Annotated in this window: 24 protein-coding genes and 2 tRNA genes; 14 read left to right on the forward strand and 12 right to left on the reverse strand. The window is 32.9% G+C overall.

All coding sequences use genetic code 11. The annotated features are described in order from the left end of the window. Nucleotides 1-181: 181 nt before the first annotated feature. From thrS to rplT, 4 genes are all read left to right on the forward strand, one after another. A complete protein-coding gene (gene thrS / locus TD18_RS07235) occupies nucleotides 182-2125 on the forward strand; it encodes a threonine--tRNA ligase (RefSeq protein WP_040250647.1) in 1944 nt (647 codons plus the stop codon). 88 nt (nucleotides 2126-2213) lie between these two features. After that, a complete protein-coding gene (gene infC, locus TD18_RS07240) occupies nucleotides 2214-2708 on the forward strand; it encodes a translation initiation factor IF-3 (protein ID WP_241480664.1) in 495 nt (164 codons plus the stop codon). 56 nt (nucleotides 2709-2764) lie between these two features. Beyond that, on the forward strand, nucleotides 2765-2962 hold the full coding sequence (gene rpmI / locus TD18_RS07245) for a 50S ribosomal protein L35 (protein WP_040250651.1): 198 nt from the start codon (nucleotides 2765-2767) through the stop codon (nucleotides 2960-2962). Between the two features lie 104 nt (nucleotides 2963-3066). Continuing rightward, the gene (gene rplT, locus TD18_RS07250) at nucleotides 3067-3411 is read left to right on the forward strand and encodes a 50S ribosomal protein L20 (RefSeq protein WP_040250654.1); all 345 of its coding nucleotides are present in this window, start codon (nucleotides 3067-3069) and stop codon (nucleotides 3409-3411) included. Between the two features lie 137 nt (nucleotides 3412-3548). Here the strand turns inward: rplT and TD18_RS07255 are convergent, their stop codons facing one another. The 10 genes from TD18_RS07255 to tgt form a co-directional block, all read right to left on the reverse strand. Beyond that, complete coding sequence (locus tag TD18_RS07255) at nucleotides 3549-4628, reverse strand: adenylate/guanylate cyclase domain-containing protein (protein ID WP_040250658.1); 1080 nt, start codon at nucleotides 4626-4628, stop codon at nucleotides 3549-3551. 89 nt (nucleotides 4629-4717) lie between these two features. Then, nucleotides 4718-5902, reverse strand: coding sequence for a hypothetical protein (locus TD18_RS07260; protein ID WP_040250663.1), 1185 nt, complete (start codon nucleotides 5900-5902; stop codon nucleotides 4718-4720). 155 nt (nucleotides 5903-6057) lie between these two features. After that, nucleotides 6058-6789 carry a sulfotransferase-like domain-containing protein gene (locus TD18_RS07265; protein WP_040250664.1) on the reverse strand — a complete coding sequence of 244 codons (732 nt, stop codon included), beginning with the start codon at nucleotides 6787-6789 and terminating at the stop codon, nucleotides 6058-6060. Next, nucleotides 6779-7699, reverse strand: a complete 921-nt coding sequence (locus TD18_RS07270) for an aminotransferase class IV (protein WP_040250666.1) — start codon at nucleotides 7697-7699, stop codon at nucleotides 6779-6781. Before TD18_RS07270 ends, TD18_RS07265 begins: the two co-directional genes overlap by 11 nt. 95 nt (nucleotides 7700-7794) lie before the next feature. Next, entirely contained in the window at nucleotides 7795-8838 is a 1044-nt protein-coding gene (locus TD18_RS07275; protein WP_040250669.1) for an AI-2E family transporter, read from the reverse strand. A gap of 70 nt (nucleotides 8839-8908) precedes the next feature. Further along, nucleotides 8909-10447 (reverse strand): replicative DNA helicase, encoded by a 1539-nt coding sequence (gene dnaB / locus TD18_RS07280; protein ID WP_040250672.1) that lies wholly within the window; start codon nucleotides 10445-10447, stop codon nucleotides 8909-8911. Nucleotides 10448-10614: 167 nt separating this feature from the next. After that, on the reverse strand, nucleotides 10615-11568 hold the full coding sequence (locus tag TD18_RS07285) for an acetyl-CoA carboxylase carboxyltransferase subunit alpha (protein WP_040250674.1): 954 nt from the start codon (nucleotides 11566-11568) through the stop codon (nucleotides 10615-10617). Between the two features lie 129 nt (nucleotides 11569-11697). Next, nucleotides 11698-12609 (reverse strand): DMT family transporter, encoded by a 912-nt coding sequence (locus TD18_RS07290; protein WP_040250676.1) that lies wholly within the window; start codon nucleotides 12607-12609, stop codon nucleotides 11698-11700. After that, nucleotides 12596-13666 (reverse strand): LptF/LptG family permease, encoded by a 1071-nt coding sequence (locus TD18_RS07295; protein ID WP_084205873.1) that lies wholly within the window; start codon nucleotides 13664-13666, stop codon nucleotides 12596-12598. The genes TD18_RS07290 and TD18_RS07295 overlap by 14 nt, the downstream gene beginning before the upstream one ends. 1 nt (nucleotide 13667) lies before the next feature. Further along, nucleotides 13668-14798 (reverse strand): tRNA guanosine(34) transglycosylase Tgt, encoded by a 1131-nt coding sequence (gene tgt / locus TD18_RS07300; RefSeq protein WP_040250680.1) that lies wholly within the window; start codon nucleotides 14796-14798, stop codon nucleotides 13668-13670. 212 nt (nucleotides 14799-15010) lie between these two features. Here tgt and TD18_RS07305 point away from each other — a divergent pair, with 212 nt between their 5' ends. The 3 genes from TD18_RS07305 (at nucleotide 15011) to TD18_RS07315 (ending at nucleotide 17630) form a co-directional block, all read left to right on the forward strand. Then, nucleotides 15011-15856 (forward strand): transketolase, encoded by an 846-nt coding sequence (locus TD18_RS07305; RefSeq protein ID WP_040250683.1) that lies wholly within the window; start codon nucleotides 15011-15013, stop codon nucleotides 15854-15856. Between the two features lie 18 nt (nucleotides 15857-15874). Further along, the gene (locus tag TD18_RS07310) at nucleotides 15875-16828 is read left to right on the forward strand and encodes a transketolase family protein (protein ID WP_040250684.1); all 954 of its coding nucleotides are present in this window, start codon (nucleotides 15875-15877) and stop codon (nucleotides 16826-16828) included. Nucleotides 16829-16988: 160 nt separating this feature from the next. Further along, nucleotides 16989-17630, forward strand: coding sequence for a porin family protein (locus tag TD18_RS07315; RefSeq protein ID WP_052461080.1), 642 nt, complete (start codon nucleotides 16989-16991; stop codon nucleotides 17628-17630). Between the two features lie 36 nt (nucleotides 17631-17666). Here TD18_RS07315 and TD18_RS07320 read toward each other — a convergent pair whose 3' ends face one another. Beyond that, nucleotides 17667-18608, reverse strand: a complete 942-nt coding sequence (locus TD18_RS07320; protein WP_052461081.1) for an FKBP-type peptidyl-prolyl cis-trans isomerase — start codon at nucleotides 18606-18608, stop codon at nucleotides 17667-17669. A 141-nt stretch (nucleotides 18609-18749) separates the two neighbouring features. Between TD18_RS07320 and TD18_RS07325 the strand changes: the two genes are divergently transcribed. Both TD18_RS07325 and TD18_RS07330 read left to right on the forward strand, forming a co-directional pair. After that, nucleotides 18750-19130 carry an RNA-binding S4 domain-containing protein gene (locus tag TD18_RS07325; RefSeq protein ID WP_040250686.1) on the forward strand — a complete coding sequence of 127 codons (381 nt, stop codon included), beginning with the start codon at nucleotides 18750-18752 and terminating at the stop codon, nucleotides 19128-19130. A gap of 54 nt (nucleotides 19131-19184) precedes the next feature. Continuing rightward, the gene (locus TD18_RS07330; protein WP_040250688.1) at nucleotides 19185-19688 is read left to right on the forward strand and encodes a phosphoribosyltransferase family protein; all 504 of its coding nucleotides are present in this window, start codon (nucleotides 19185-19187) and stop codon (nucleotides 19686-19688) included. On the opposite strand, the gene TD18_RS07335 is transcribed toward TD18_RS07330, so the two are convergent. Continuing rightward, nucleotides 19680-20198 carry a shikimate kinase gene (locus TD18_RS07335; RefSeq protein ID WP_040250691.1) on the reverse strand — a complete coding sequence of 173 codons (519 nt, stop codon included), beginning with the start codon at nucleotides 20196-20198 and terminating at the stop codon, nucleotides 19680-19682. The two genes, TD18_RS07330 and TD18_RS07335, sit on opposite strands and share 9 nt — an antisense overlap. A 129-nt stretch (nucleotides 20199-20327) precedes the next feature. Here TD18_RS07335 and TD18_RS07340 point away from each other — a divergent pair. The 5 genes from TD18_RS07340 to TD18_RS07360 all read left to right on the forward strand — a co-directional run bounded on the left by TD18_RS07340 (nucleotide 20328) and on the right by TD18_RS07360 (nucleotide 23907). Continuing rightward, nucleotides 20328-20400: transfer RNA gene (locus TD18_RS07340), tRNA-Lys, on the forward strand. A 54-nt stretch (nucleotides 20401-20454) separates the two neighbouring features. Next, nucleotides 20455-20538 (forward strand) — tRNA-Leu (locus tag TD18_RS07345). Between the two features lie 111 nt (nucleotides 20539-20649). Next, the gene (locus tag TD18_RS07350; RefSeq protein WP_040250695.1) at nucleotides 20650-21549 is read left to right on the forward strand and encodes a MerR family transcriptional regulator; all 900 of its coding nucleotides are present in this window, start codon (nucleotides 20650-20652) and stop codon (nucleotides 21547-21549) included. A 53-nt stretch (nucleotides 21550-21602) separates the two neighbouring features. Beyond that, on the forward strand, nucleotides 21603-23066 hold the full coding sequence (locus TD18_RS07355) for a phytoene desaturase family protein (RefSeq protein ID WP_040250697.1): 1464 nt from the start codon (nucleotides 21603-21605) through the stop codon (nucleotides 23064-23066). A 1-nt stretch (nucleotide 23067) separates the two neighbouring features. Next, a complete protein-coding gene (locus TD18_RS07360; RefSeq protein WP_040250704.1) occupies nucleotides 23068-23907 on the forward strand; it encodes a phytoene/squalene synthase family protein in 840 nt (279 codons plus the stop codon). The last annotated feature ends 2 nt before the right edge of the window (nucleotides 23908-23909 follow it).

A 23909-nucleotide genomic window follows, 5' to 3' on the forward strand; every position in this document is an offset into this window, starting at 1 on the left:
CTTTTTTAAAGTATTTTTACTTTAATATTCTAACGCCTTATTCTGAGCTATTTGCAATTAATACTAGAGATTTTAACTATACCTTAGTTAAACAACTTAGCACTTCCTAATTATCTATAACTTTATTATTGTATCTAAATATATAAGATACTATCTTTGCTGTCCTAATTAAAATCATTTTATGATAAATATTACACTACCTGATGGGACCATTAAAACTTTTGAGAAAGGAATAACTCCTATGGAAGTTGCTAAAGATATTAGTGAAGGTTTTGCGAGGAATGTTATTTCAGCCAGTTTCAACGATGAAACTATCGAAACTAATACCCCACTAAAAACAGACGGTTCATTAATATTATATACATGGACAAATAACGAAGGAAAAAAAGCGTTCTGGCATTCAACATCTCATGTTCTAGCTCAAGCTCTTGAAGAACTTTATCCTGGAATCAAATTATCTATTGGTCCAGCTATTGAAAATGGGTTTTATTATGATGTAGATTTTGGAGATAATACGATTTCAGAAAAAGATTTTAAAACTATCGAGAATAAGATGTTAGAAATCGCCAGAGGAAAACATGATTTCAATATGCGTTCTGTTTCTAAACATGAAGCTCTATCATTATATAAGTCTCAGGATAATGAATATAAGGTAGAGTTAATTGAAAATCTAGAAGATGGTACAATCACATTTTGCGATCATTCTACATTCACAGATTTATGTCGAGGAGGCCATATTCCAAATACTGGGATTATTAAAGCTGTAAAGATTTTGTCTGTAGCAGGCGCCTATTGGAGAGGAGATGAAAACAATAAGCAATTAACCCGCGTCTATGGCATTTCATTTCCTAAACAAAAAGAATTAACCGAGTATTTACATTTATTAGAAGAAGCAAAAAAACGTGATCATAGAAAACTTGGTAAAGAACTAGAATTATTCACATTTTCACAGAAAGTAGGTCAAGGCTTACCACTATGGCTACCAAAAGGTGCAGCTTTGAGAGAACGCTTAGAAAATTTCCTAAAAAGTGCACAGAAAAAAGCTGGTTATGAAATGGTAGTAACTCCACATATCGGACAGAAAGAACTTTATGAAACTTCTGGTCATTATGCCAAATATGGAGAAGATAGTTTTCAGCCCATTACCACACCTAAAGAAGGTGAAGAATTTTTATTGAAACCAATGAATTGTCCTCATCACTGTGAAATATACAATAGCAGTCAATGGTCATACAAAGATTTACCAAAACGTTTTGCTGAATTTGGCACAGTATATAGATATGAACAAAGTGGTGAACTTCATGGATTAACTCGTGTAAGAGGGTTTACTCAGGATGATGCCCATATTTTCTGTACTCCAGATCAGTTAGATAAAGAATTTAAAGATGTTATTGATTTAGTGCTTTATGTTTTTGGATCATTAGGGTTCGAGAATTTCACTGCCCAAGTCTCACTTAGAGATCCCGAAAATCCAGATAAATATATTGGTAGCGATGAAAATTGGAAAAAAGCTGAAGATGCAATTTTGAATGCTGCAATTGATAAAGGTTTAGATTACGTTGTTGAAACTGGCGAAGCAGCTTTTTATGGACCGAAACTAGATTTTATGGTCAGAGATGCTCTTGGGAGACAATGGCAACTTGGTACAATTCAAGTAGATTATACACTACCGGAACGTTTTGATTTAACCTACAAAGGCAGTGATAATGAACTACACCGCCCGATAATGATTCATCGAGCTCCCTTTGGAAGTATGGAGCGTTTTATTGCTATCTTACTAGAACATACTGGAGGAAATTTCCCGCTTTGGCTTATGCCAGAACAGGTAATTATACTTTCATTAAGTGAGAAATATGAAAAATACACCGAAAAAGTTTTAAATTTGCTAGAAAAACACGAAATTCGCGCCCTCGCAGATAATAGAAACGAAACTATTGGGAAGAAAATTCGGGAGGCCGAAATGAATAAGATACCATATATGGTTATTATTGGCGAGAATGAAGAAAACGAAAACAAAATTTCTGTTCGTCAACATGGTGGTGAAGATTTAGGCATGATTAATGTAGATGAGTTTGCAGAAATTGTTGATAATGAAGTGAAAAAGACATTAAAAACATTTAAATAAAACAATTAAGTTTAACTAAAATATATAAGCCATAGCAATACGTAGAAGAAATTACTCTAAGCGAGTAGTAAAAGAAGATCAACACAAAATTAACTCTAAAATTAGAGCTGAGAAGGTACGCCTTGTCGGTGATAACATAGAAATAGGAATTTACTCAACAAAAGAAGCACTTGCCATTGCGGATGAACAAGGACTGGATTTGGTTGAAATATCTCCTAAGGCTGATCCTCCAGTATGTAAAGTCATGGACTATAAGAAGTTTCTTTACGAACAAAAGAAACGTGAAAAAGCTCTGAAAGCGAAAGCTTCAAAAGTGACTATAAAAGAAATTCGTTTTGGTCCTCAAACTGATGATCACGATTATGAATTTAAAAAGAAACATGCGGAGAAGTTTTTAAAAGATGGAGCTAAATTAAAAGCATTTGTATTCTTTAAGGGTCGTTCAATTGTTTTTAAAGAACAAGGTCAAATCTTATTATTAAGATTGGCTCAAGATCTTGAAGATTTAGGTAAAGTAGAACAAATGCCTAGATTAGAAGGTAAGCGTATGACCATGTTCATCGCGCCAAAAAAAGTAAAATAAGCTGAAGAGTTCAGCCATTAAGATAATAAGCGAAACGTAAATAAAAATAGGAAACAATGCCTAAAATGAAAACCAAATCAAGTGCTAAGAAACGTTTTAAACTAACTGGCACTGGTAAAATTAAAAGAAAGCACGCTTTTAAGAGTCATATATTGACAAAAAAATCAAAAAAGCGAAAGCTTGCTTTAACTCATGACACTTTAGTACATAAAGCAGATGAGAACAATATTAAAACCATGTTACGTTTAAAGTAACATAGTTTTAATCGGTTAAAACAAATTATAAACCCTGGAGTTAGGCAAAACCATTTAGCAAGTGTCAATATTTGACCGCCTACTACAAAAAAACAATTTAAGAAATGCCAAGATCAGTAAATTCAGTAGCGAAAAGAGCCAGAAGAAAAAAGGTTCTTAAGCAAGCAAAAGGTTACTTTGGAAGACGTAAAAACGTTTGGACAGTAGCAAAAAATGCGGTTGATAAAGCGATGCAATATTCGTACAGAGACCGTCGAGTAAAAAAGAGAACATTCCGTTCATTATGGATTATGCGTATTAACGCTGGAGCCAGACAACACGGAATGAGCTATTCTAAGTTTATGGGAAAACTTAAAGCTAACAACATCGAATTGAATCGTAAGGTTCTTGCCGATTTAGCAATGAATAACCCAGAAGCTTTTGAAGCAATAGTAAACAAAGTAAAGTAAGGCGTTTGCCTAAATAATAACAACAATTCGCTTATAAAAACCGATTCAGAAATGAGTCGGTTTTTTTTATCCATATCCTCCAAACGCTTATTTTTAATTTTGGTGATATTCAATATTTGATTCACAATATTCAGTGACTAAGAAGTCTTGTGAATTGCAAACAACTTTAAAGTTTCTGTTTTTCCTTCTAAAAGTTCTTCACCTAATGGAATGGATTTAAATTTAGAGGGCAATTTAAGATTTACCAGTAACTCTTCAGATATCAACAATGACTCATTATAGTCATTACACTGTTCCTGAATTCTTGATGTTGTATTAATTACATCGCCATGATATGCAAGCTCCTTTTTAATAGTTCCTACCTCTGTAATAATAATTTTTCCAGAATGAAGACCTGCTTTAAATTCAGGAATAACCCCATACTTTTTTGTAAAGTATTTTGAGTTTCTTTTAAGTCTTCGTTCATATTCAAAAAATAAATGAATACAATTCAGTTGCTTTAATCCTTTTTCCAATCGCCAGGTTAATACAGCTTCATCTCCAACATACTGGTAAATTTCTGCATCATATTTACTAACAATTCTATTCAGATAATAAAAACAATCCTGAATAAATTGACTGTATTTTAAATGGCCCAGTGATTCTGCTATGGTTGTAGACGATTTCAAATCAATAAACATTAAAATACGCTCTACTTCTCGTGGCTTTCGATAACGACCAATAATCATATTAAAAATTACGCCTCTTCCGAATTTATCATTGGTTAACCTTATAAATGAAAAGATTAAAGAACAAATAATAAAATACAACGTAACAACCCAAAATATTTTATTGGTAATCCACCAACCTCTTTGATTTGGAAAATCAACTTTTATGTATGATTCTGCTAAATAAGCTATAAGGGTTAAAGAAAAAATTAAAAATATGAGATAAATAATAGATTTAAATAATAATATTAACCCCAAATGCAATACTTTAGAAAGAAACTTGTCGAATAAAAATTCGACAATCGCATATACAATACCGACCATCAAGCCTAATATCAGACCAAATATGAGATATTCAGAAGCAGTTGTAACCTCATTGAGCTCTACTGTTGTGACTTTCTCATGATTTCTACCATAATATCGAATTAGAATAAATGAACAAAAGGCGAACGACCAAAACAGAATCGAATACAATAAAAGTTTAAAGAATTGTTTTAAAGCGAATTTCAAATCCTATAGTTTAGATTATTAATGACCTATATTTTAGTATATCGAGTTATCTGTTTTCTAAATGAACAAGAAACTAGTTAAAAAAACAATTAGGTTTTCTGTTTCTTCTTTTTAGCAGCTGGAAATAACACATTATTTAAAATAAGGCGATATCCAGGCGATGTTGGATGCAAGTCTAATTCTGTTTTTGGATCTCCCACTTTATGTGTATAATCTTCCGGATCGTGCCCTCCATAAAACGTAAAAAAGCCTTTTCCTTTTATACCATGGATGTATTTTGCTTCTCCATTCGTTTTGTTTTCTCCCATTACTAATACATTAGACTTGATCTCTTCTCGAGTAAACGATGTTGTTTGTCCCATAAAACCTTTAACTAATGCCGTATGATTTTGACATAACATTGATGGAATCGGATCCCATTTCGCAGAAAACTCCATTAAGGAAAAATAATCTGTAGTTGGTGGAATACGTCGTTTTTGTGTCATATCTATGGAAGAAAACTCATAGACGTTCGGATTACGTTCTAATAAATAATCTTTAAACGCAAAAGTTTTATTGTAATCTATTTTACTTTGATAACTAGGATCACTTCCATCGCCATCAAACATAGGTTCACAAATATCAACACCTTCTGCAGATAATGCAATATCAAAACTATCTGTAGCACTACACATGGCAAACATAAAACCACCTCCTATGACATAATCACGAATTTTTTTTGCAACTGCCAGTTTTTCCTGAGAAACTTTATCATATCCTAATTTTAGTGCAAGGGCTTCAGCTTCTTTCTTTTCCTGAATATACCATGAAGCCGATTTGTAAGCGCGATAAAACTTTCCGTATTGACCTGTAAAATCTTCATGATGCAAGTGTAACCAGTCAAACAATAACAACCCATCATTTAATACTTCTTCGTCGTATATCGTTTCGTAAGGAATTTCAGCATAGGTTAATACCATAGTTACGGCATCATCCCATGGTTGTAATCCGCTTGGAGAATATACCGCAATTTTAGGTGCTTTTTCCAAAACGACAGCTTCCATATTTTGTGACGGACTAGCGATAAATTCGAGAATTTCTTCTGCTTTTGAACTTGAAATCACTTCAAAACTAACACCTCTTATCGTGCATTCACGTCGTATTTCTTCAGAATCTGGTAATAAAAATGATCCACCTTTATAATTTAATAACCACTTCACTTTTGCCTGCTTTTCTAGTGTCCAATAAGTAACACCATAAGCTTTTAAGTGGTTTTGCTGGCCTTCAACATCCATAGGAATTAGAATATAGGACGCATAGCAATTACATGCTAAAAAGATAAATACGATAAGGGCAATTGTCTTCTTCATAACCGAAAGATACTCAAAAATTAGTCCGAAACTAAACGCTTTAATATACTTTTAGGTTTTTTAGTTGAAACGATACGTTTTTAAGATAACGCCAATTGCGATAATTGATTATAATATGGCAAACATTCGTTTAATAACGGAATTAAATGTTTTGGAAATGGATCTGCTTTAGGTTTATAAGTAGAAAACTTAGACGATTTATGAACATTATCATACCAGTATTTTGCCCAAACACCATCTTCTTCAAGCTTTTGAGGTTGCCATGCTAACATTGCATTGTTAAATGGGATATCACTATGTTCACAGAGCTGCTTCAGCACACCTTCAGGATTTAGTAATACATTTTTAGCATCTAACACAACATAATTTATGTCGTTTTTTTCAAAATATTGAATCAAATCTAAGTGTAGCTTATATCCAACATCCATCATGGTTGGTTGTTTTATGACTTTAGCAAATGATGGAAGCATTTCTCTAGGATCTCTAGTGAGTATCACATTATACAAACTTTTCATAAAACGTCTATCTAAATCTAAAAGATGATGTGTCATATTTTTAAAAAATAAGACGGGTTGTTCAGAATAATTAAGCATCATCTTTACGACTTCATCTCCATCATTTTCCATAGTTTTTAAAATAGTTTCTGCTCCTGGATGATAGTCTTTAGCATTCGAATTCTTAAGGTAATAAGCATATAGGGGCTCATCAAATACTTTGGTATCATTTCTTTGGGCAAAACTATACATCAAAGCGGTTGATATATTTCTAGGTCCAGACCATAGTGAAATACGTTTAATTGAATTACTTACCATTGGCAACAGCTTCTGCAATTAAATCATTATAAAATCCTGAAAGTTTTCTGGTCATATCTCCATATGTCTTCTCTCCTATTGGTCGTCCATCGATTTTAGTCACAGGTGTTAATCCACCAAAGGTTCCAGTAACAAAGGCCTCATCTGCACCATACACATCAAATAGCGAAAAGTTTTTTTGATGACAAACAATTCCGTTTCTCTGACAAGATTCAATGACTTTTGCCCTTGTGATGCCATTCATACAATATTGACCTGTAGAGGTCCACACTTCACCATTTTTAATGATAAAGAAGTTCGTTGCATTACATGTCGATACAAATCCATTAACATCGAGCATTAACGCTTCATCTGCTCCAGCTTCAATGGCCTGAATGAGTGCCTGAACTTCATGAAGTTTACTGTGGCAGTTTAGTCTAGGATCGAGATAATCTGGAGAACCTCTTCTAATTGTACTCGTGAATAGCGTAATTCCTTTTTCTTTGCTGTCTTCGGAAGCCTTTTTAAATTCAGGAATTATGACAACATTAGGACCAGAAATGGTTAACCGAGGATCTTGAGATGGTGTTTTTTTGATGCCACGCGTTATCATAATCCTAACATGAACGTGGTCTGTCATCTTGTTCTCATTGAGCACTTTCCAAATGGTCTGAGTCAATTCTCTTTTAGTAAAGGGAAAGGTCATTCCAACTGAAGCTGCAGACATCCATAAACGGTCTAAATGGTCTTCAAGAAAAACTAAAACTCCACGATGTAAGCGTAGAGCTTCCCAAATACCATCACCTACGAGATAACCGCTATCGAATACTGATATTTTGGCATCGTCTCTTTTGAAGAATTCTCCGTTAATATAAATTTTAATGTCTTTATTTCTGTCGTCAGCAACAGCATTATGCGTTCCATGAACCATTTCAATAGATTTTAGATAGGATTCTGAAAGATAAGAAAAAGATACATAGACCTTAAGTTGCCTTTAAGCCTTAAAGTCTATAGAAAAATAAGTGGTTATTTAAGAGGTTTGATAGAACGTTCTGGTCCAGACAATAAGGACGCAATGACTTTTGTACCTGGAAACTGTTCTAAAATAATTTTTATAAATACTGTAATTGGAATAGCCATAATTAATCCAGGAATTCCCCAAATAAAGCCCCAAAGCATTAACATAATGAGTACTGTTATGACATTTATAGAAAACGATTTGCCCATAAAGACAGGCTCTAGAATAGCTCCGAATAACACCTGTACTCCAGTAATTGATAAAATAAAGAAGAATAACGTACTCGTTGGGTCTAGTTCTACAAAAGCAAAAATGGACAATAGTATAACAGAAATAAACGAGCCAACCATTTGTACAAAATTAATTAGGAAAGCGAAAAGTCCCCAGAAAATCGGGAAACTCACATCAAAAAAGACACAAGCCAAGCCTGTAAATATTCCAGTTAATAAGCTCACTAAAAACTTAACTTTAATAAAAGTTATTAAGTCTTTTTCAATCTTCATGAACGCTTTTATAGACGTATGTTTTCGTTTTAAAATAGTGTCATTCATTACCTTATGCATATTAATAGATTCTGATAACCATAAAATGGTAAAAAAGGTAATCATTAATATGTTGGTCAAAAATTTTCTTATAAAGTCAAAAGTTGAACCAATATTATCTTTCTCAAAAAATTGGGCAAATATATTACTATCAGTATCATACACAATTCCGAATTCATTTTGCAAATACAGCATCAAATCATTAATTTTAACTTCAGCTTTACCAAAGAATCCAGTATTGTTAGATAAGATTTGTCTGCTGGATAATTGCACCAACTCGACGCCTATAAAGACACCTATAGCTATTAAAGAAATGACAATAACGATACTTAACAATCTAGGCACATTTCTTCTGCTCAACCAACGCATCAAGGGCAGAAACAATAATGCTATAAACATTGATGAAATAAGTGGAATAAAGATAAAAGACAGAAGCTTTAGTAAATAAAATACTAAAGGAATTACTATAAATAATAAAAGTGTGTTTGTTGTTCGTCTTTCTTCTAACATGAGGCAATTATTCTGTTCTTAGCTTTAAACAAAATTAAGCTAATATCTTGGTATTCTTCTTTAAAAAATCTTAAAATGGTACATCATTATCGTCATCTTCTGGAGTTCCAAATGCATCAGAAGCCGATGGAAAATTTTCTGGTTTAAATGTATCATCATTGGCTGCTGCATTCATTTTAGAATGAAACTCTCCAAAAGGTGTATCAAAATCGTCTAGGTTATCAAACTTACCTAAATGACCGATGAATTTCAATCTGATATTTTCTAAACCACCATTTCTGTGTTTTGCCACGATGAATTCACCCTGACCTTCAGTAGGAGAACGGTCATCATCATCCCATTCATCAATTTTATAATATTCTGGTCTGTAAATGAAACTCACAATATCAGCATCTTGCTCAATAGCTCCAGATTCACGTAAATCGGATAACAACGGTCGTTTACTTCCTCCACGCGTTTCAACAGCACGCGATAATTGCGATAAAGCAATTACTGGAATTGATAATTCTTTTGCTAAGGCCTTAAGGTTTCGAGAAATCGTAGATATTTCCTGTTCACGGTTTCCTCCTTTCTGACTTCCACCTGCTGTCATTAACTGCAGGTAATCAATCATGATCATTTTGATTCCGTATTGTGACGCTAAACGACGTGCTTTTGCTCTCAAATCGAAAATAGACAACGATGGTGTATCATCAATAAACAAAGGTGCTTTCTCTAATGTTTTAACTTTAACATTTAATTGTTCCCATTCGTGCTTTTCTAATTTACCTGTTCTTAATTTCTCGGAAGATAAATTTGTTTCTGAAGAAATTAAACGTGTAATTAACTGTACTGATGACATTTCTAAAGAGAAAAATGCCACAGGAATATTACTATCGACAGCAATATTTCTTGCCATGGTTAAGGTTAACGCTGTTTTACCCATACCTGGACGCGCTGCAATAATGATTAAATCACTCGGTTGCCATCCAGAAGTTAATCTATCTAATTTGGTAAAACCAGTAGGAATACCACTCATTCCCTCTTTATTGGAAATTTCTTCAATTTTCTTTTTAGCCTGAATAACTAAACTTTGTGCTGTTTCAGTTGACTTTTTGACATTTCCTTGTGTAACCTCATATAGTTTCGCTTCTGCATTGTCTAATAAATCGAAAACGTCTTTGGTTTCATCGTAAGCTTCCTCAATAATTTCATTAGATATTTTAATCAAACTACGCTGAATATATTTCTGAAGAATGATACGCGCATGAAATTCAATATGGGCAGAAGATGAAACGCGTTGCGTTAAAGAAATCAGATAAAAATCACCTCCAACCAAATCTAATTTAGCATCCTTTTTTAACTGACTGGAAACGGTTAATAAGTCGATAGGCTCACTGTTTTCAAATAATTTGAAAATGGCTTCAAAGATGATTTTATGAGATTCTTTGTAAAATGCTTCAGCGCTTAAGATATCGATAACTTCATCAACACCTTTTTTATCAATCATCATCGCTCCAAGCACAACTTCCTCTAAATCAATTGCTTGAGGAGGTATTTTTCCTTTTTCTAAGCTGATAATTGTGCTTTTATCAACTTTATAGCCTTGTATTTGGTTGGGTTGTTTCATAACTGCGAATGTAAATAAATTGTAAACAAAAACGATAGTTTAGTTCGTTTACAATCTTAACAATTGTTCAACAATTTAACTGTTAATAACTTGAATATATTGTTAATAGCGATAAAAAAAACCGAAACTAAATGTTTCAGTTTTTTCAATCCTTTATGTACTAAGGTTTAACCTTTAAAAACTCCCATATTAGTGTATTTATCCATACGCTGTTTGACCAATTCTTTTGGTGATAAGTTTTTAAGATCCTCATATGTTTTTACAATAGCATCTCTAACTGCCAAAAACGTCTTTTCACGATCCGTATGTGCTCCACCTAAGGGCTCTTTAATGATCTCATCTACTAGTTTTAGTTTTTTCATATCAGGTGCTGTTAGCTTAAGAGCTTCTGCTGCTTGCTCTTTGTATTCCCAACTGCGCCATAAAATAGAGGAGCAAGATTCTGGAGAAATCACAGAATACCACGTATTCTCAAGCATCATAACTTTATCTCCTACTCCAATTCCTAGAGCACCTCCAGAAGCGCCTTCCCCAATAATAACTGTAATGATAGGCACTTTAAGGCGTGTCATTTCCAGAATATTTCTTGCTATAGCTTCTCCTTGTCCACGTTCTTCAGCTTCAAAACCTGGATAAGCACCAGGAGTGTCAATAAGCGTCACTACAGGAATCCCAAATTTTTCAGCAGACTTCATTAAGCGCAAAGCTTTGCGATATCCCTCAGGATTAGACATACCGAAATTTCTATATTGTCTGGTTTTTGTGTTATAGCCTTTTTGTTGACCAATAAACATATAACTTTGATCACCAATCTTTCCTAAACCACCAATCATAGCCTTGTCATCTTTCACATTTCTATCACCATGAAGTTCTAAAAAGGAATCGCCACAAAGCGCTTTTATATGATCTAATGTATAAGGCCTGTTAGGATGACGAGACAATTGAACGCGTTGCCAAGCTGTCAGATTTTTATAAATTTCTTTTTTCGTTTCAACTAATTTTTTTTCAATCTTCTTGCAAGTTTCAGTAACATCAACTTCACTTTCTTCGCCAATGATTTGACATTTTTCGAGTTGATCCTGCAATTCTTTTATAGGAAGTTCAAATTCTAAGTATTCCATTTAAACAATTGTTTAGTTTTAGTTAGCGTACAAAACTACATATTTTTTCGAATGTAGGCACGTGAAAGGTAAGTCTGATTTTAGGGTTTAACAAAAATAATGAATATCCTTATACGAAGACAAAATTTACTATATTTTATCAACAAGAGAAGGTTCTTTAATTTTCCGTTTGTAATTCTTCAAAACGGCATCCATTAGCACAGTAACTAAAATCAATATTGCACCATAATAAAATTGGGCACTCATAATTTCAGTCTCTGGGAATAATAGTAAAGCCAAAGCAATACCATATAAAGGTTCTAAATTATAGGTAAGAATTACAGTGTATGGACTAATTAGACGCATCACATGTACAGAACCTATAAATGCATATGCTGTACAAACTGAAGCCAGAATAATAAGATATAACCAATCTTTCGAACTGAGATCAAAGAAGTCTAAACTAAACCCATCCTGAAAGATGAGAATAAATAGTGTTAAAAATACAACGCCACTAATGAACTCGTAAAACGAAATTACAGTGGCTTGATGAACCTCAATAAAACGACCATTAATTACAGCAAATAAGGTTGAAAATAATGCAGATGAAATACCTAATAGTATACCGTTTATGTATTTTATTTCGCTTTGAGTAATTAAAAACACACCTGCTATGACGATTATTCCGAAGATAATTTCGTACCAAATAATGCGTCGTTTATAAATTAATGGCTCAATAAATGACGCGAAAAATGCTCCAGTAGAAAACATAGCTAGAGTAATAGACACGTTTGATTGATTAATAGCTTCGAAAAACGTAATCCAATGCAGAGCGATGATGATTCCAGCTCCGAAAAACTTGAGTTTGGTTTTCGTATCAATTTTAATTTTGAGTTTAATTAGCTTTATATAGCCATACATTAAAATACCAGCAATAAGCATGCGATACCAAACTAATGCTGTAGAACCAATTGAAATCAATTCTCCCAAGATGGCAGTAAAACCAGCAATAAACACTAAAAAGTGAAGATGTAAATAATTCTTGGTTTTAGCGCTTCGCATTGTACAGAAGATATCCTGCTAATATACCAAAAACCAAATTAGGAAACCAGACCGCGACTATAGGCGAAAAATCTGATTGTTCAGCCATGACACCAAAGACCTTATCAAAAAACACATAAATCATAGCAGTTGTAATACCAAATGCCAAGTTAATACCCATTCCTCCTCTTCGTTTTACAGAAGATACAGCAACAGCAATAATGGTTAAAATAAATACAGATACAGGTAAACTCCACTTTTTATATTTTACAACTTCATAACGACCAATATTTGAAGATCCTCTCCGTTTTTCTTTTTCAATAAAACGAGTAAGTTCACCATATTGTAGTGTTTCAGCAATATATTCTACAGGTGTTAAGTCATCTACATCAAAAGTGAACAAAGTATCCATTCGACGTTTCGATTCTATAATATCTTCATGAGCACCAACTGTTCGTTTTGTATAATCAATAAGTCTGTACGTTGAATCGATATAGGTAATTGAATTCGCAGAAATCTTATACTTCAATTTATTACCTTCAAAATGTTCAAGAGTAAATTTATTTCCTCGTTTCGTATTCGGATCAAAACTACTTACATAGATAAAATCATTATCATTAATTTGTCTGTAAATGTTTTGAGTTTGCACAAGATCTTTGTTATTTTTAAGATATTTATATTTAAACGTATTAAATCCTTTACTTGCTTTTGGTGCTAAATACATTCCAAGTACTAAGGCAAAAGTGGCAACAATGGTAGCACCAATTAAATAAGGTCTTAAAAATCTGGTAAAGGATACTCCTGAACTTAAAAACGCTACGATTTCCGTATTGTTTGCTAACTTGGATGTAAACCAAATCACAGACAAAAACAAAAATATTGGAAATAGTAAATTAGCGAAATAAATTGTGAAATCCAGATAATATTGAGCTACAGCAGGAAAAGGAACTTCACGTTCTAATATTTTCCCTATTTTCTCTGCTAGATTTACTGTAATTCCGATAGGAATAAACAGGATCAACATCATCAAAAAAGTGAACAAATAACGTTTTAATATGTACCAGTCTAGGATTTTCAATTTATAAGCGCTTATCCATTTGTTTAACCATTTTATCTTTCCAAGGTCTAAAATCTCCTGCTAAGATATGTTTTCTGGCTTCTCTGACCAACCATAAATAAAATCCGAGATTATGAATGGTTGCAATTTGCTTTCCTAATAATTCGTTCACAGTAAATAAATGTCTCAGATAAGCTTTGGTGTATTCTGTATCTACAAAAGTGATTCCCATTTCATCAATAGGTGAAAAATCATCTGCCCATTTCAGGTTTTTGATATTTATACTTCCATGAGCAGTAAACAACATTCCATTTCTGGCATTTCTGGTTGGCATGACACAATCAAACATATCAACACCCAAAGCTATATTTTCTAGAATATTAATTGGCGTTCCAACTCCCATTAAATATCTTGGTTTATCCCAAGGTAAGATCTCACATACGACATCTGTCATGGCATACATTTCTTCAGCTGGTTCACCTACTGAAAGTCCACCAATAGCATTCCCTTGTGCTCCAGCATTTGCGATATATTCGGCAGACTGCTGTCTTAAATCTTTATATGTACTTCCTTGAACAATAGGAAAAAATGTTTGTTCATAATCGTACTTGAATGGCGTTTTATTTAAATGTGTCAAGCAACGTTCTAACCAACGATGTGTCATATGCATTGATCGTTTGGCATAATTATAATCACAAGGATATGGTGTACACTCATCAAATGCCATGATAATATCTGCACCAATACTACGTTGAATTTCCATGACGTTCTCTGGTGTAAACACATGGTAGCTTCCGTCAATATGCGATTTAAATTTTACACCTTCTTCCTTAATTTTTCTGTTTGCAGATAAAGAATACACTTGATAACCACCAGAATCGGTTAAAATATTTCTATCCCAATTCATGAATTTATGCAAACCACCTGCTTTTTCCAGAATTGGTGTTTGAGGTCGTAAATATAAATGATAGGTATTTCCTAAAATGATATCAGGATTGATATCGTTTTTAAGTTCTCTCTGGTGAACACCTTTTACAGAAGCTACAGTTCCGACAGGCATAAATATAGGAGTCTCAATTTTACCATGATCTGTAGTTATTACTCCAGCTCTGGCTTTACTTTGAGAATCATTAGCTTTTAATTCAAAATTCATAACATAGGCACATCAGTGGGCAAAGATAATTATCTCACTGTATTATGGTCTTAAACATTTAATAAAATTATACTTTGAAAAACTTAAAACACAGATTCAATATTTTAAATTGTTAGCAACTGACGAAAATCGTTAATAAGTGACCCATTTCTATTTTTGATTAGGCTGCTGAAAACTTTATTTTTGAGGCTTAAATTACTCACTCTATTTTTATGCCAAACACACAACAATTACAAGACTTAACAACTCAGGTTCGTAGAGATATTTTACGGATGGTACACAAAGTAAATTCAGGTCATCCTGGAGGTTCTTTAGGATGCGCAGAATTCTTTGTTTCATTATATCAAAACATTATGGATCGAAAAGAAACTTTCGATATGGATGGAATTGGTGAAGACCTATTCTTCCTTTCAAACGGCCATATTTCACCTGTGTTTTATAGCGTGCTTGCAAGATCAGGTTATTTTCCTGTAAATGAATTAAATACCTTCAGACTTATTAATTCCAGATTACAAGGACATCCAACTACTCACGAAGGTCTGCCAGGCGTGAGAGTTGCTTCTGGTTCTCTCGGACAAGGTTTTAGTGTGGCTTTAGGTGCTGCTGAAACAAAAAAATTAAATCATGACAAGCATCTTGTTTACAGTTTACATGGTGATGGTGAATTACAAGAAGGACAAAACTGGGAAGGTATTATGTATGCCGCTGCGAATAATATTGATAATATCATTTCTACAATTGATTTAAACGGTCAGCAAATTGATGGAGCGACAGATGATGTTTTACCCATGGGAAGTCTTAGAGCTAAATTTGAAGCATTTGGCTGGACTGTAGTTGATATTGAACAAGGAAATGATATTGATGCTATATTAACAGGAATGGCCGAAGCTAAAGCTTTAACAGGAAAAGGAAAACCAGTTTGCGTTTTACTCAAAACAGTGATGGGGAATGGTGTTGACTTTATGATGCATACGCATGCTTGGCATGGCAAAGCTCCTAATGATGAGCAATTAGAAATTGGATTAGCACAAAATCCTGAAACTTTAGGAGATTATTAATCATCAATTAAAAAAACAATGAAAACGTACACAAATACAGGAAATAAAGATACACGTTCAGGTTTTGGAGCTGGATTAACGGAATTAGGAAAAACCAATGAAAATGTTGTCGCACTTTGCGCTGATTTAATTGGTTCTTTAAAAATGGACGATTTTAAAGCCAATCATCCTGACCGCTTTTTCCAGGTTGGAATTGCTGAAGCTAATATGATTGGTTTAGCTGCCGGAATGACTATTGGTGGAAAAATTCCATTTACTGGAACATTCGCCAACTTCTCTACTGGTCGTGTTTATGACCAAATCAGACAAAGTGTTGCCTATTCTGATAAAAATGTAAAAATTTGTGCATCTCACGCTGGATTAACATTAGGTGAAGATGGTGCAACACATCAAATTCTTGAAGATATTGGCCTCATGAAAATGTTACCAGGCATGACCGTTATCAACACCTGTGATTATAATCAAACTAAAGCGGCTACTATTGCTATTGCTGAACATCATGGTCCCGTTTATTTACGTTTTGGAAGACCAAAAGTGGCTAATTTCACTCCTGAAAATCAAACATTTGAAATTGGCAAAGCTGTTCAATTAACTGAAGGTAATGATGTTACCATCGTGGCGACTGGTCATTTAGTTTGGGAAGCTCTTGAAGCAGCAAAAGCACTTCTTGAAAAAGGAATTTCTGCTGAAGTCCTTAATATTCATACCATTAAGCCTTTAGATGATAAAGCCATTTTAGATTCTGTTTCAAAAACTGGTTGTATCGTAACTGCTGAAGAACATAATTACTTAGGTGGTTTAGGAGAAAGTGTTGCAAGAGTACTTGCGCTTCATCATCCAACTCCTCAAGAATTCGTAGCTACTGATGATACATTTGGAGAATCAGGAACACCAGAACAACTAATGGAGAAGTATGGCTTAAATGCTGATGCTATTATAAAAGCTTCAGAAAAGGTCATAAAAAGAAAATAATACTTCGGTAAAAACAATGTATAAAAATCTAGCTTTAATCGGCTAGATTTTTTTTTGATTATACCTCTAAATGAACTTAATCTGTTTTCAGGTAAACGAAATAATAATCGTTTGGCAACGTTTTTGATATTATACATCCAAATCACAAAAAACGAATATTATGAAAATTTTAAAAACAAATAGCAACCACTTAGCTACTAAGAATGGTGTAAGTAAAAAATTAATTATTAGTGCGCTTATATTAGGTTTATTAAGTTTTAATGTCAATGCACAGGAAGGAAGCGCTTTTGGTATTAAAGCTGGATTAAATTACAATGCTAATGGTGATTATTTTGAATCTATTGGTGATAATGCCAAACATCCTGATCGTAACATTGGTTATCATGTTGGTGTTTTTGGAAAAATTGGAGACCGATTATATTTCAGACCAGAATTACTATACACTGCAACTAAAAGCACCTATAATAGTGATGATTTTTCAATGACTAAAATTGATGCTCCTTTGTTAATTGGTGCCAGAATTCTCGGACCAGTTAGTATTTTTGGTGGACCTTCACTACAATATATATTAAATACAGAATTTGATGGTATTAATATTAATGATGTTAAAGATGACTTTTCAATGGGTTTAAACTTTGGGATTGGCTTAAACCTTAATAAAATAGGAATTGATTTGAGATATGAAAGAGGTTTTAGCAATAATGAAGCTATATTTATTGATAACAATTTAGGCAATGGTGTTGTAAGTAGAATAGACACAAGACCAGATCAATTAATCCTTAGTGTATCTCTTGCATTGTAAATAAAAAAAAGCCGCTAATAGCGGCTTTTTTTTAGTTTAATTATCGTCTTGGTTTGAAATTGCTGTGCTCGAATCTAAGTAATTAGGAATACCATCACCATCTGTATCATCATTGGTAGGATCTCCATCATTATCTAAGTCTTCATATTTTGTTAATACTCCATCTCCATCATCATCAATATCAAAAAAATCAGGGATATTATCATTATCCGTATCATCATTAAATACATTTCCATCACCATCGATATCTTCTAAAAATGATAGTACTAAATCCTGATCGTGATCATTAGGCTCTCTGGTGTATAATTCAAATTTAAAAATAAGGTTTTCGTATTGAGAAATTCCAAAAGGAGGTGCATTAAAATAAGCTAAACCTGAAGGAACAAACATAACACCCAAACCATAATTACTATAAGAAAATGTACCATCACCATTATCGGTAATTTCGGTTGCCGTTCCAAAATCAACTAATACTAATCTCCAGGCTTCGATAAGCGTAATAAGATCTAAATTTTCAGCATTAGCAGTACTATCAAAATCTTCACCATCAAATAGTTGTCCGTAATAATTGATATTTACAGTATCTGAAGCGTATGGAGAATCTCCTCCTCCTTGATTTAATTTAAGAGTATAGTATTCGTATTCAACATTTAAGTACTCGGCTGTATGCGTTTCAACGGCATCTATTAGTAATGTATTAATATCTGGATCTGGAAGATCTAAATATTCACCAGTTTCCGTATTAATAGGTAACTCGGTAATAACTATGTCATCATATGTATAGTCACCAGGTGTTTCAAATATTGAGGAATTGTAATAATGGGTGCTCATATAATTTAACAAAGAGTCTTTATCTCTTGCTTGTTGAATTGTTCTGTCTCTTGGTGGTGGAATTTCAAAACCGTCGTCATCATTTTTGCATGAGGTAAAACACAAAACGGAAAGTAGAACTACTATAAGGGTATTTCTAAACATCATAATTAAGTTTATTTTCTTTAACATTCATTCAAAATACTTCAACCTATTTTAAATGATACAATATTGCTTATTTTTAAGGTGCAAGATACAATAATATATATTTTTGCATCAAACAATTAACGCCATTTTTATAACTTTAATATGCGAGTCGATAAATACCTTTGGAGTATTAGATATTTTAAAACCAGAAGCATTGCTACTAATGCATGTAAAAAAGGCCATGTAAAGGTAAATGAACAAGTCGTTAAGCCTAGTAGAGAGGTTTATCCAACTGATAAAATTGAGTTACGGAAAGATCAGATTAACTATATCATCATTGTAAATGACATTCCAGAAAGCCGAGTTGGTGCAAAATTGGTAGATATTTACCGAACAGATATAACTCCAAAAGAAGCTTTTGAAGCAAAAGAATTATTAAAATATTCTAAAGATTATTACAGAAAAAAAGGAGCTGGAAGACCAACAAAAAAAGATAGAAGAGATATTGATGATTTTTATGAAACTCCAGAAGAAGATAATTAAAATTTAAATCAGCATTAACAAACTGTTTTTTATCTTTGAAAAAACCAAAAAAGCATGAGCATTACCAAAAACACCATCTTAAATCATCAGGAAATTCAGCACAAAATAAGACGAATTGCTTACCAGATTTATGAAAGTAATGTGTATGAAGAAGAAATTATCTTAGCTGGAATTCAAGACAATGGTTTTTTGCTAGCAAAAAAACTGAAGCAAAACCTCGAAAAAATTTCTGATATAAAGCCTGTACTTTGTAAAGTGCATATCGTTAAAAAAAATCCACTTTCAGAAATCACCACCTCGCTTAATAAAGAAGATTACACTAATAAATCTTTGGTTTTAATTGATGACGTTTTAAATTCTGGAAGTACTCTTATTTATGGTGTAAAACATTTTCTAGATGTTCCGTTAAAACAGTTTAAAACTGCTGTTCTGGTAAATAGAAATCATAAAAAATATCCTGTTAAAGCCGACTTCAAAGGGATTTCATTATCGACTTCTTTAAACGAACATGTAGAAGTAACACTGACTGGCAAAACATATGAAGCCTATTTAAAATAGTTCAAGTAGAACAGACTCTACAACTTCTTCTATAGTTAATAAATCTGTTTTAATGGTGATATCTGACTGTTCATAAAATGGAGCTCTCTCAAATAAATGCTTCCCAATAAATTCTAATACTTCAGTTTTAGTATTCAAGTGAGAAATTAGAGGTCTGTTTGATTTTTCTAAAAATAAACGCTCTGTAAGATTATGAATTGATGCTTTAAGGTAAATCACTTTGGAATCGTCTTCTTCTTTAAGTATATTTAAATTATTTCCATAACATGGTGTACCTCCACCTAAAGCAACTATAGTATTCTTTTTATTTATAACTTCTTTTAAGTAAATGCTCTCCTGCTTTCTGAAAAAAATCTCTCCTTTAGTTTCAAAAATCTCACTTATCTTTAAATTTACATTCTCTTCAATATAAGCATCAAGGTCAATAAAATCATAATTTAAAATTTCTGATAATTTCTTACCTACAGAAGACTTTCCTGAGCCCATATATCCAACTAAAATAAGTGTCATTTTTCTGTTATAAATTGATTATTAAAAACATAAGTATCGCAATCACAAAAAAACAAAAAAATATCCAATAATAGGTTTGGAATATTAATTAAACGTTTTATATTTGCACCCTCGTTAGAGAAACTTATTGACCAGTTAGCTCAGTTGGTAGAGCATCTCCCTTTTAAGGAGAGGGTCCTGGGTTCGAGCCCCAGACTGGTCACATAAAAAAAGTTAAGCATCCGCTTAACTTTTTTTTTATCTTTATTAAAATTATGCGCACGTGGCGGAATTGGTAGACGCGCCAGCTTGAGGGGTTGGTGGACATTAGTCCGTGGAAGTTCGAGTCTTCTCGTGCGCACAATTACCTTCTTTAGCCGTCTCACCTTGGTCACAAAATCATAAATTACATCTAAATATCAATGTTCATTAAAAAAAAAGATTATTTTTGTTTAATCTTTTTATTTTAAAAATGAACAATATCAAAAGTACCTTCAGTATAAAAGACCTTGAGAATTTAACAGGCATCAAAGCTCACACTATAAGAATATGGGAAAAAAGGTACAACTTGCTTCAGCCCGAAAGAACTGATACTAACATTAGATATTATAGCCTATCCAATCTTCAAAAGCTACTAAACATTAGTTACTTAAATAATAATGGCTACAAAATATCAAAAATAGCAGCTCTTAAAAATGACGATATCTCTCAATTAGTAAAAGAAGTTGCTGAGAACGATACAACAAATAATCATGCTATTGATGCCTTCAAATTATCTATGCTCAACTTTGACCAAAAGTTATTTTATGATACTTATGAAAGCTTAATTAAAGAAAAATCATTTGGAGAAATTTTTTATCAAGATTTAATTCCACTTTTATCTGAAATAGGAATGCTTTGGCAAACGGATACCATTACTCCTGCTCACGAACATTTTCTGACCTCTCTTATAAGACAAAAGATATTAGTCAATACCGAGATCATTCAATCTCAAAATCAAGTAAATTCTGATAAAATATTTGTCCTGTATCTTCCAGATAACGAAATTCATGAATTAGGCCTCATGGTTATTAATTATGAAATTATTGCTAAAGGACATCAATCTATTTTTTTAGGTCAAAGTGTCCCTCTCGATAGCCTTAAAGATCTTCTTAATTATTACGACGACATCACATTCATATCATACTTTACAGTAAAACCTGAAAAAGATGATATTGCTGATTACATCAAAGATTTTTCACAGACATTAATTGTTAAAGATTCTATTAAATTTTGGATTTTAGGTAGAATGTTAGATGAAATTGATTTAAATTCACTACCAAAGCAAATTATTCCTTTCAAAACCATTAAGGATTTAGTTAAAAAACTCTAAAATTTCATCCCTAAGACTAAAGTTGTTTAACTTTTGTTTAAATTTGTTAAACAATGAATAAAAATATCGCTATCATAGGTTCTGGATTTTCCGCATTATCTGCTTCTTGCTATTTGGCTCAGAGCGGATATGATGTTAGTTTATTTGAAAAAAATGCTACTGTTGGAGGTCGTTGCAGACAATTAGTTAAACAAGGATTCACTTTTGATATTGGTCCGAGTTGGTATTGGATGCCAGACATTTTTGAAAAGTTTTTTGGAGACTTTGGAAAGTCTGTATCCGATTTTTACGAATTAGACAAATTAAGTCCTGCCTACAAAATCTTTTTCAAAGACGAAATTATTACGATAGGTGATACCTTAGACAAAATATGTAAAGAATTTGAGCGTATTGAGTCTGGAAGTTCCAAGCCCTTAAGAAAATTTATAAGTAAAGCTGCTACCAATTATGATATCGCCATAAATAAAGTAGTTCTAAAACCTGGAATTTCTCCATTTGAACTCGTTACACCAGAAACTGCATTACGAGTTGATCAGTTCTTTAAGACTATTAGTGGAGAGGTGAGAAAGCATTTTAAAAATCCGAAATTAATTTCAACGCTTGAATTCCCAGTATTATTTTTAGGTGCTAAACCCAGCAATACGCCTTCGTTTTATAGTTTTATGAATTATGCCGATTTCGGTTTAGGTACGTGGCATCCTAAAGGTGGCATGTACGAAGTTATTAAGGCAATGGCAGCTTTAGCTGAAAGTCTAGGTGTAGTTATTCATACGAATAGTACCGTTCAAAAAATTAATGTCACAAACAATACAGCTTCCTCTGCAATAATCAACGGAGAAATCAAAACTTTTGACGTCATTCTCAGTGGAGCTGATTATCATCATTCTGAAACGCTATTAGATCAAGAGTTTCGCCAATATTCTGAAAACTATTGGAGCAAGAAAACATTCGCACCTTCTTCACTCCTATTCTATATTGGCTTTGACAAAAAACTTAATAATGTAGAACATCACAATCTGTTTTTTGATACTGATTTCGAAACGCATGCCGAAGAAATATATGACAACCCTCAATGGCCAAAAGACCCCTTGTTTTATGCTAATTTCCCTTCAGTAACTGATAAATCTATGGCTCCAGCAAATTGTGAAACAGGCTTTTTCCTTATTCCGATTGCTCCTGGCATTGAAGATACTAACGAACTGAGACATCAATACTTTGATCTTATTATCTCACGTTTTGAGAAACTAACTCAACAAAGTGTAAAAAATAATATTATATTTAAGGAGTCCTTCTGTATCAAAGATTTTATTAAAGATTATAATTCTTACAAAGGCAATGCCTATGGAATGGCTAATACGCTATCTCAAACGGCATTTTTGAGGCCCAAATTAAAAAGTAAAAAGGTAAACAACCTTTATTTCACAGGACAACTAACGGTTCCAGGACCAGGAGTCCCACCCTCACTAATTTCAGGTAAGTTAGTGTCTGAACTCATTAAAAAACACCACAGCAATTAATATGAAAGCTATTTTTGATACCGTTTCAAAACAATGTAGTAAGACTGTTACTAAGTCTTACAGTACATCATTTTCTTTAGCAACGAAAATGCTCTCGAATTCAATTCGTCAAGACATATACAACATTTATGGTTTTGTAAGATTCGCTGACGAAATTGTTGATAGCTTCCATGATTACGACAAAGAATTATTATTTCGTAATTTTTCTAATGATCTGGAATTAGCGCTTGAACATAAAATAAGTCTTAACCCTATTTTAAATGCTTTTCAAGAAACTTATCATAGATACGCCATTGACAAAAGTATGGTTGATGCTTTTATGAAAAGTATGCGTCTAGATTTGCACAAACAAAATTATCTCACTGAAGCAGAATACAAAGACTATATCTATGGTTCTGCAGATGTTGTTGGTTTGATGTGCTTGAAAGTCTTTGTGAAAGGTGATCAGGAAAAATTTGACGCTTTAAAAGACTCAGCAATGAGCTTAGGCTCTGCCTTTCAAAAAGTAAATTTCTTAAGAGATCTAAAAGCTGATTTTGAAGATTTAAGCAGAACATATTTCCCGAATACAGATTTAAATCATTTGGATGAAGTTTCAAAGCAAACTATTATTGATGATATAGAAAATGATTTTGCAAAAGGTCTAAAAGGTATTAAAAATCTTCCTATTGAGGCTAAGTTTGGTGTATTCATGGCTTACAGATATTACAGTCAGCTACTAAAAAAACTAAAAAAAACACCTGCTCTTGAAATAAAATCGACCCGAATTAGAGTGCCAAATTATAAGAAATTTGAGTTACTCACCAGAAGTTATGTCAAATATCAATTAAACCTATTATAATC

Origin of the sequence: Psychroserpens mesophilus (genome assembly GCF_000826645.1) — a bacterium.
Lineage (GTDB): Bacteria > Bacteroidota > Bacteroidia > Flavobacteriales > Flavobacteriaceae > Psychroserpens > Psychroserpens mesophilus.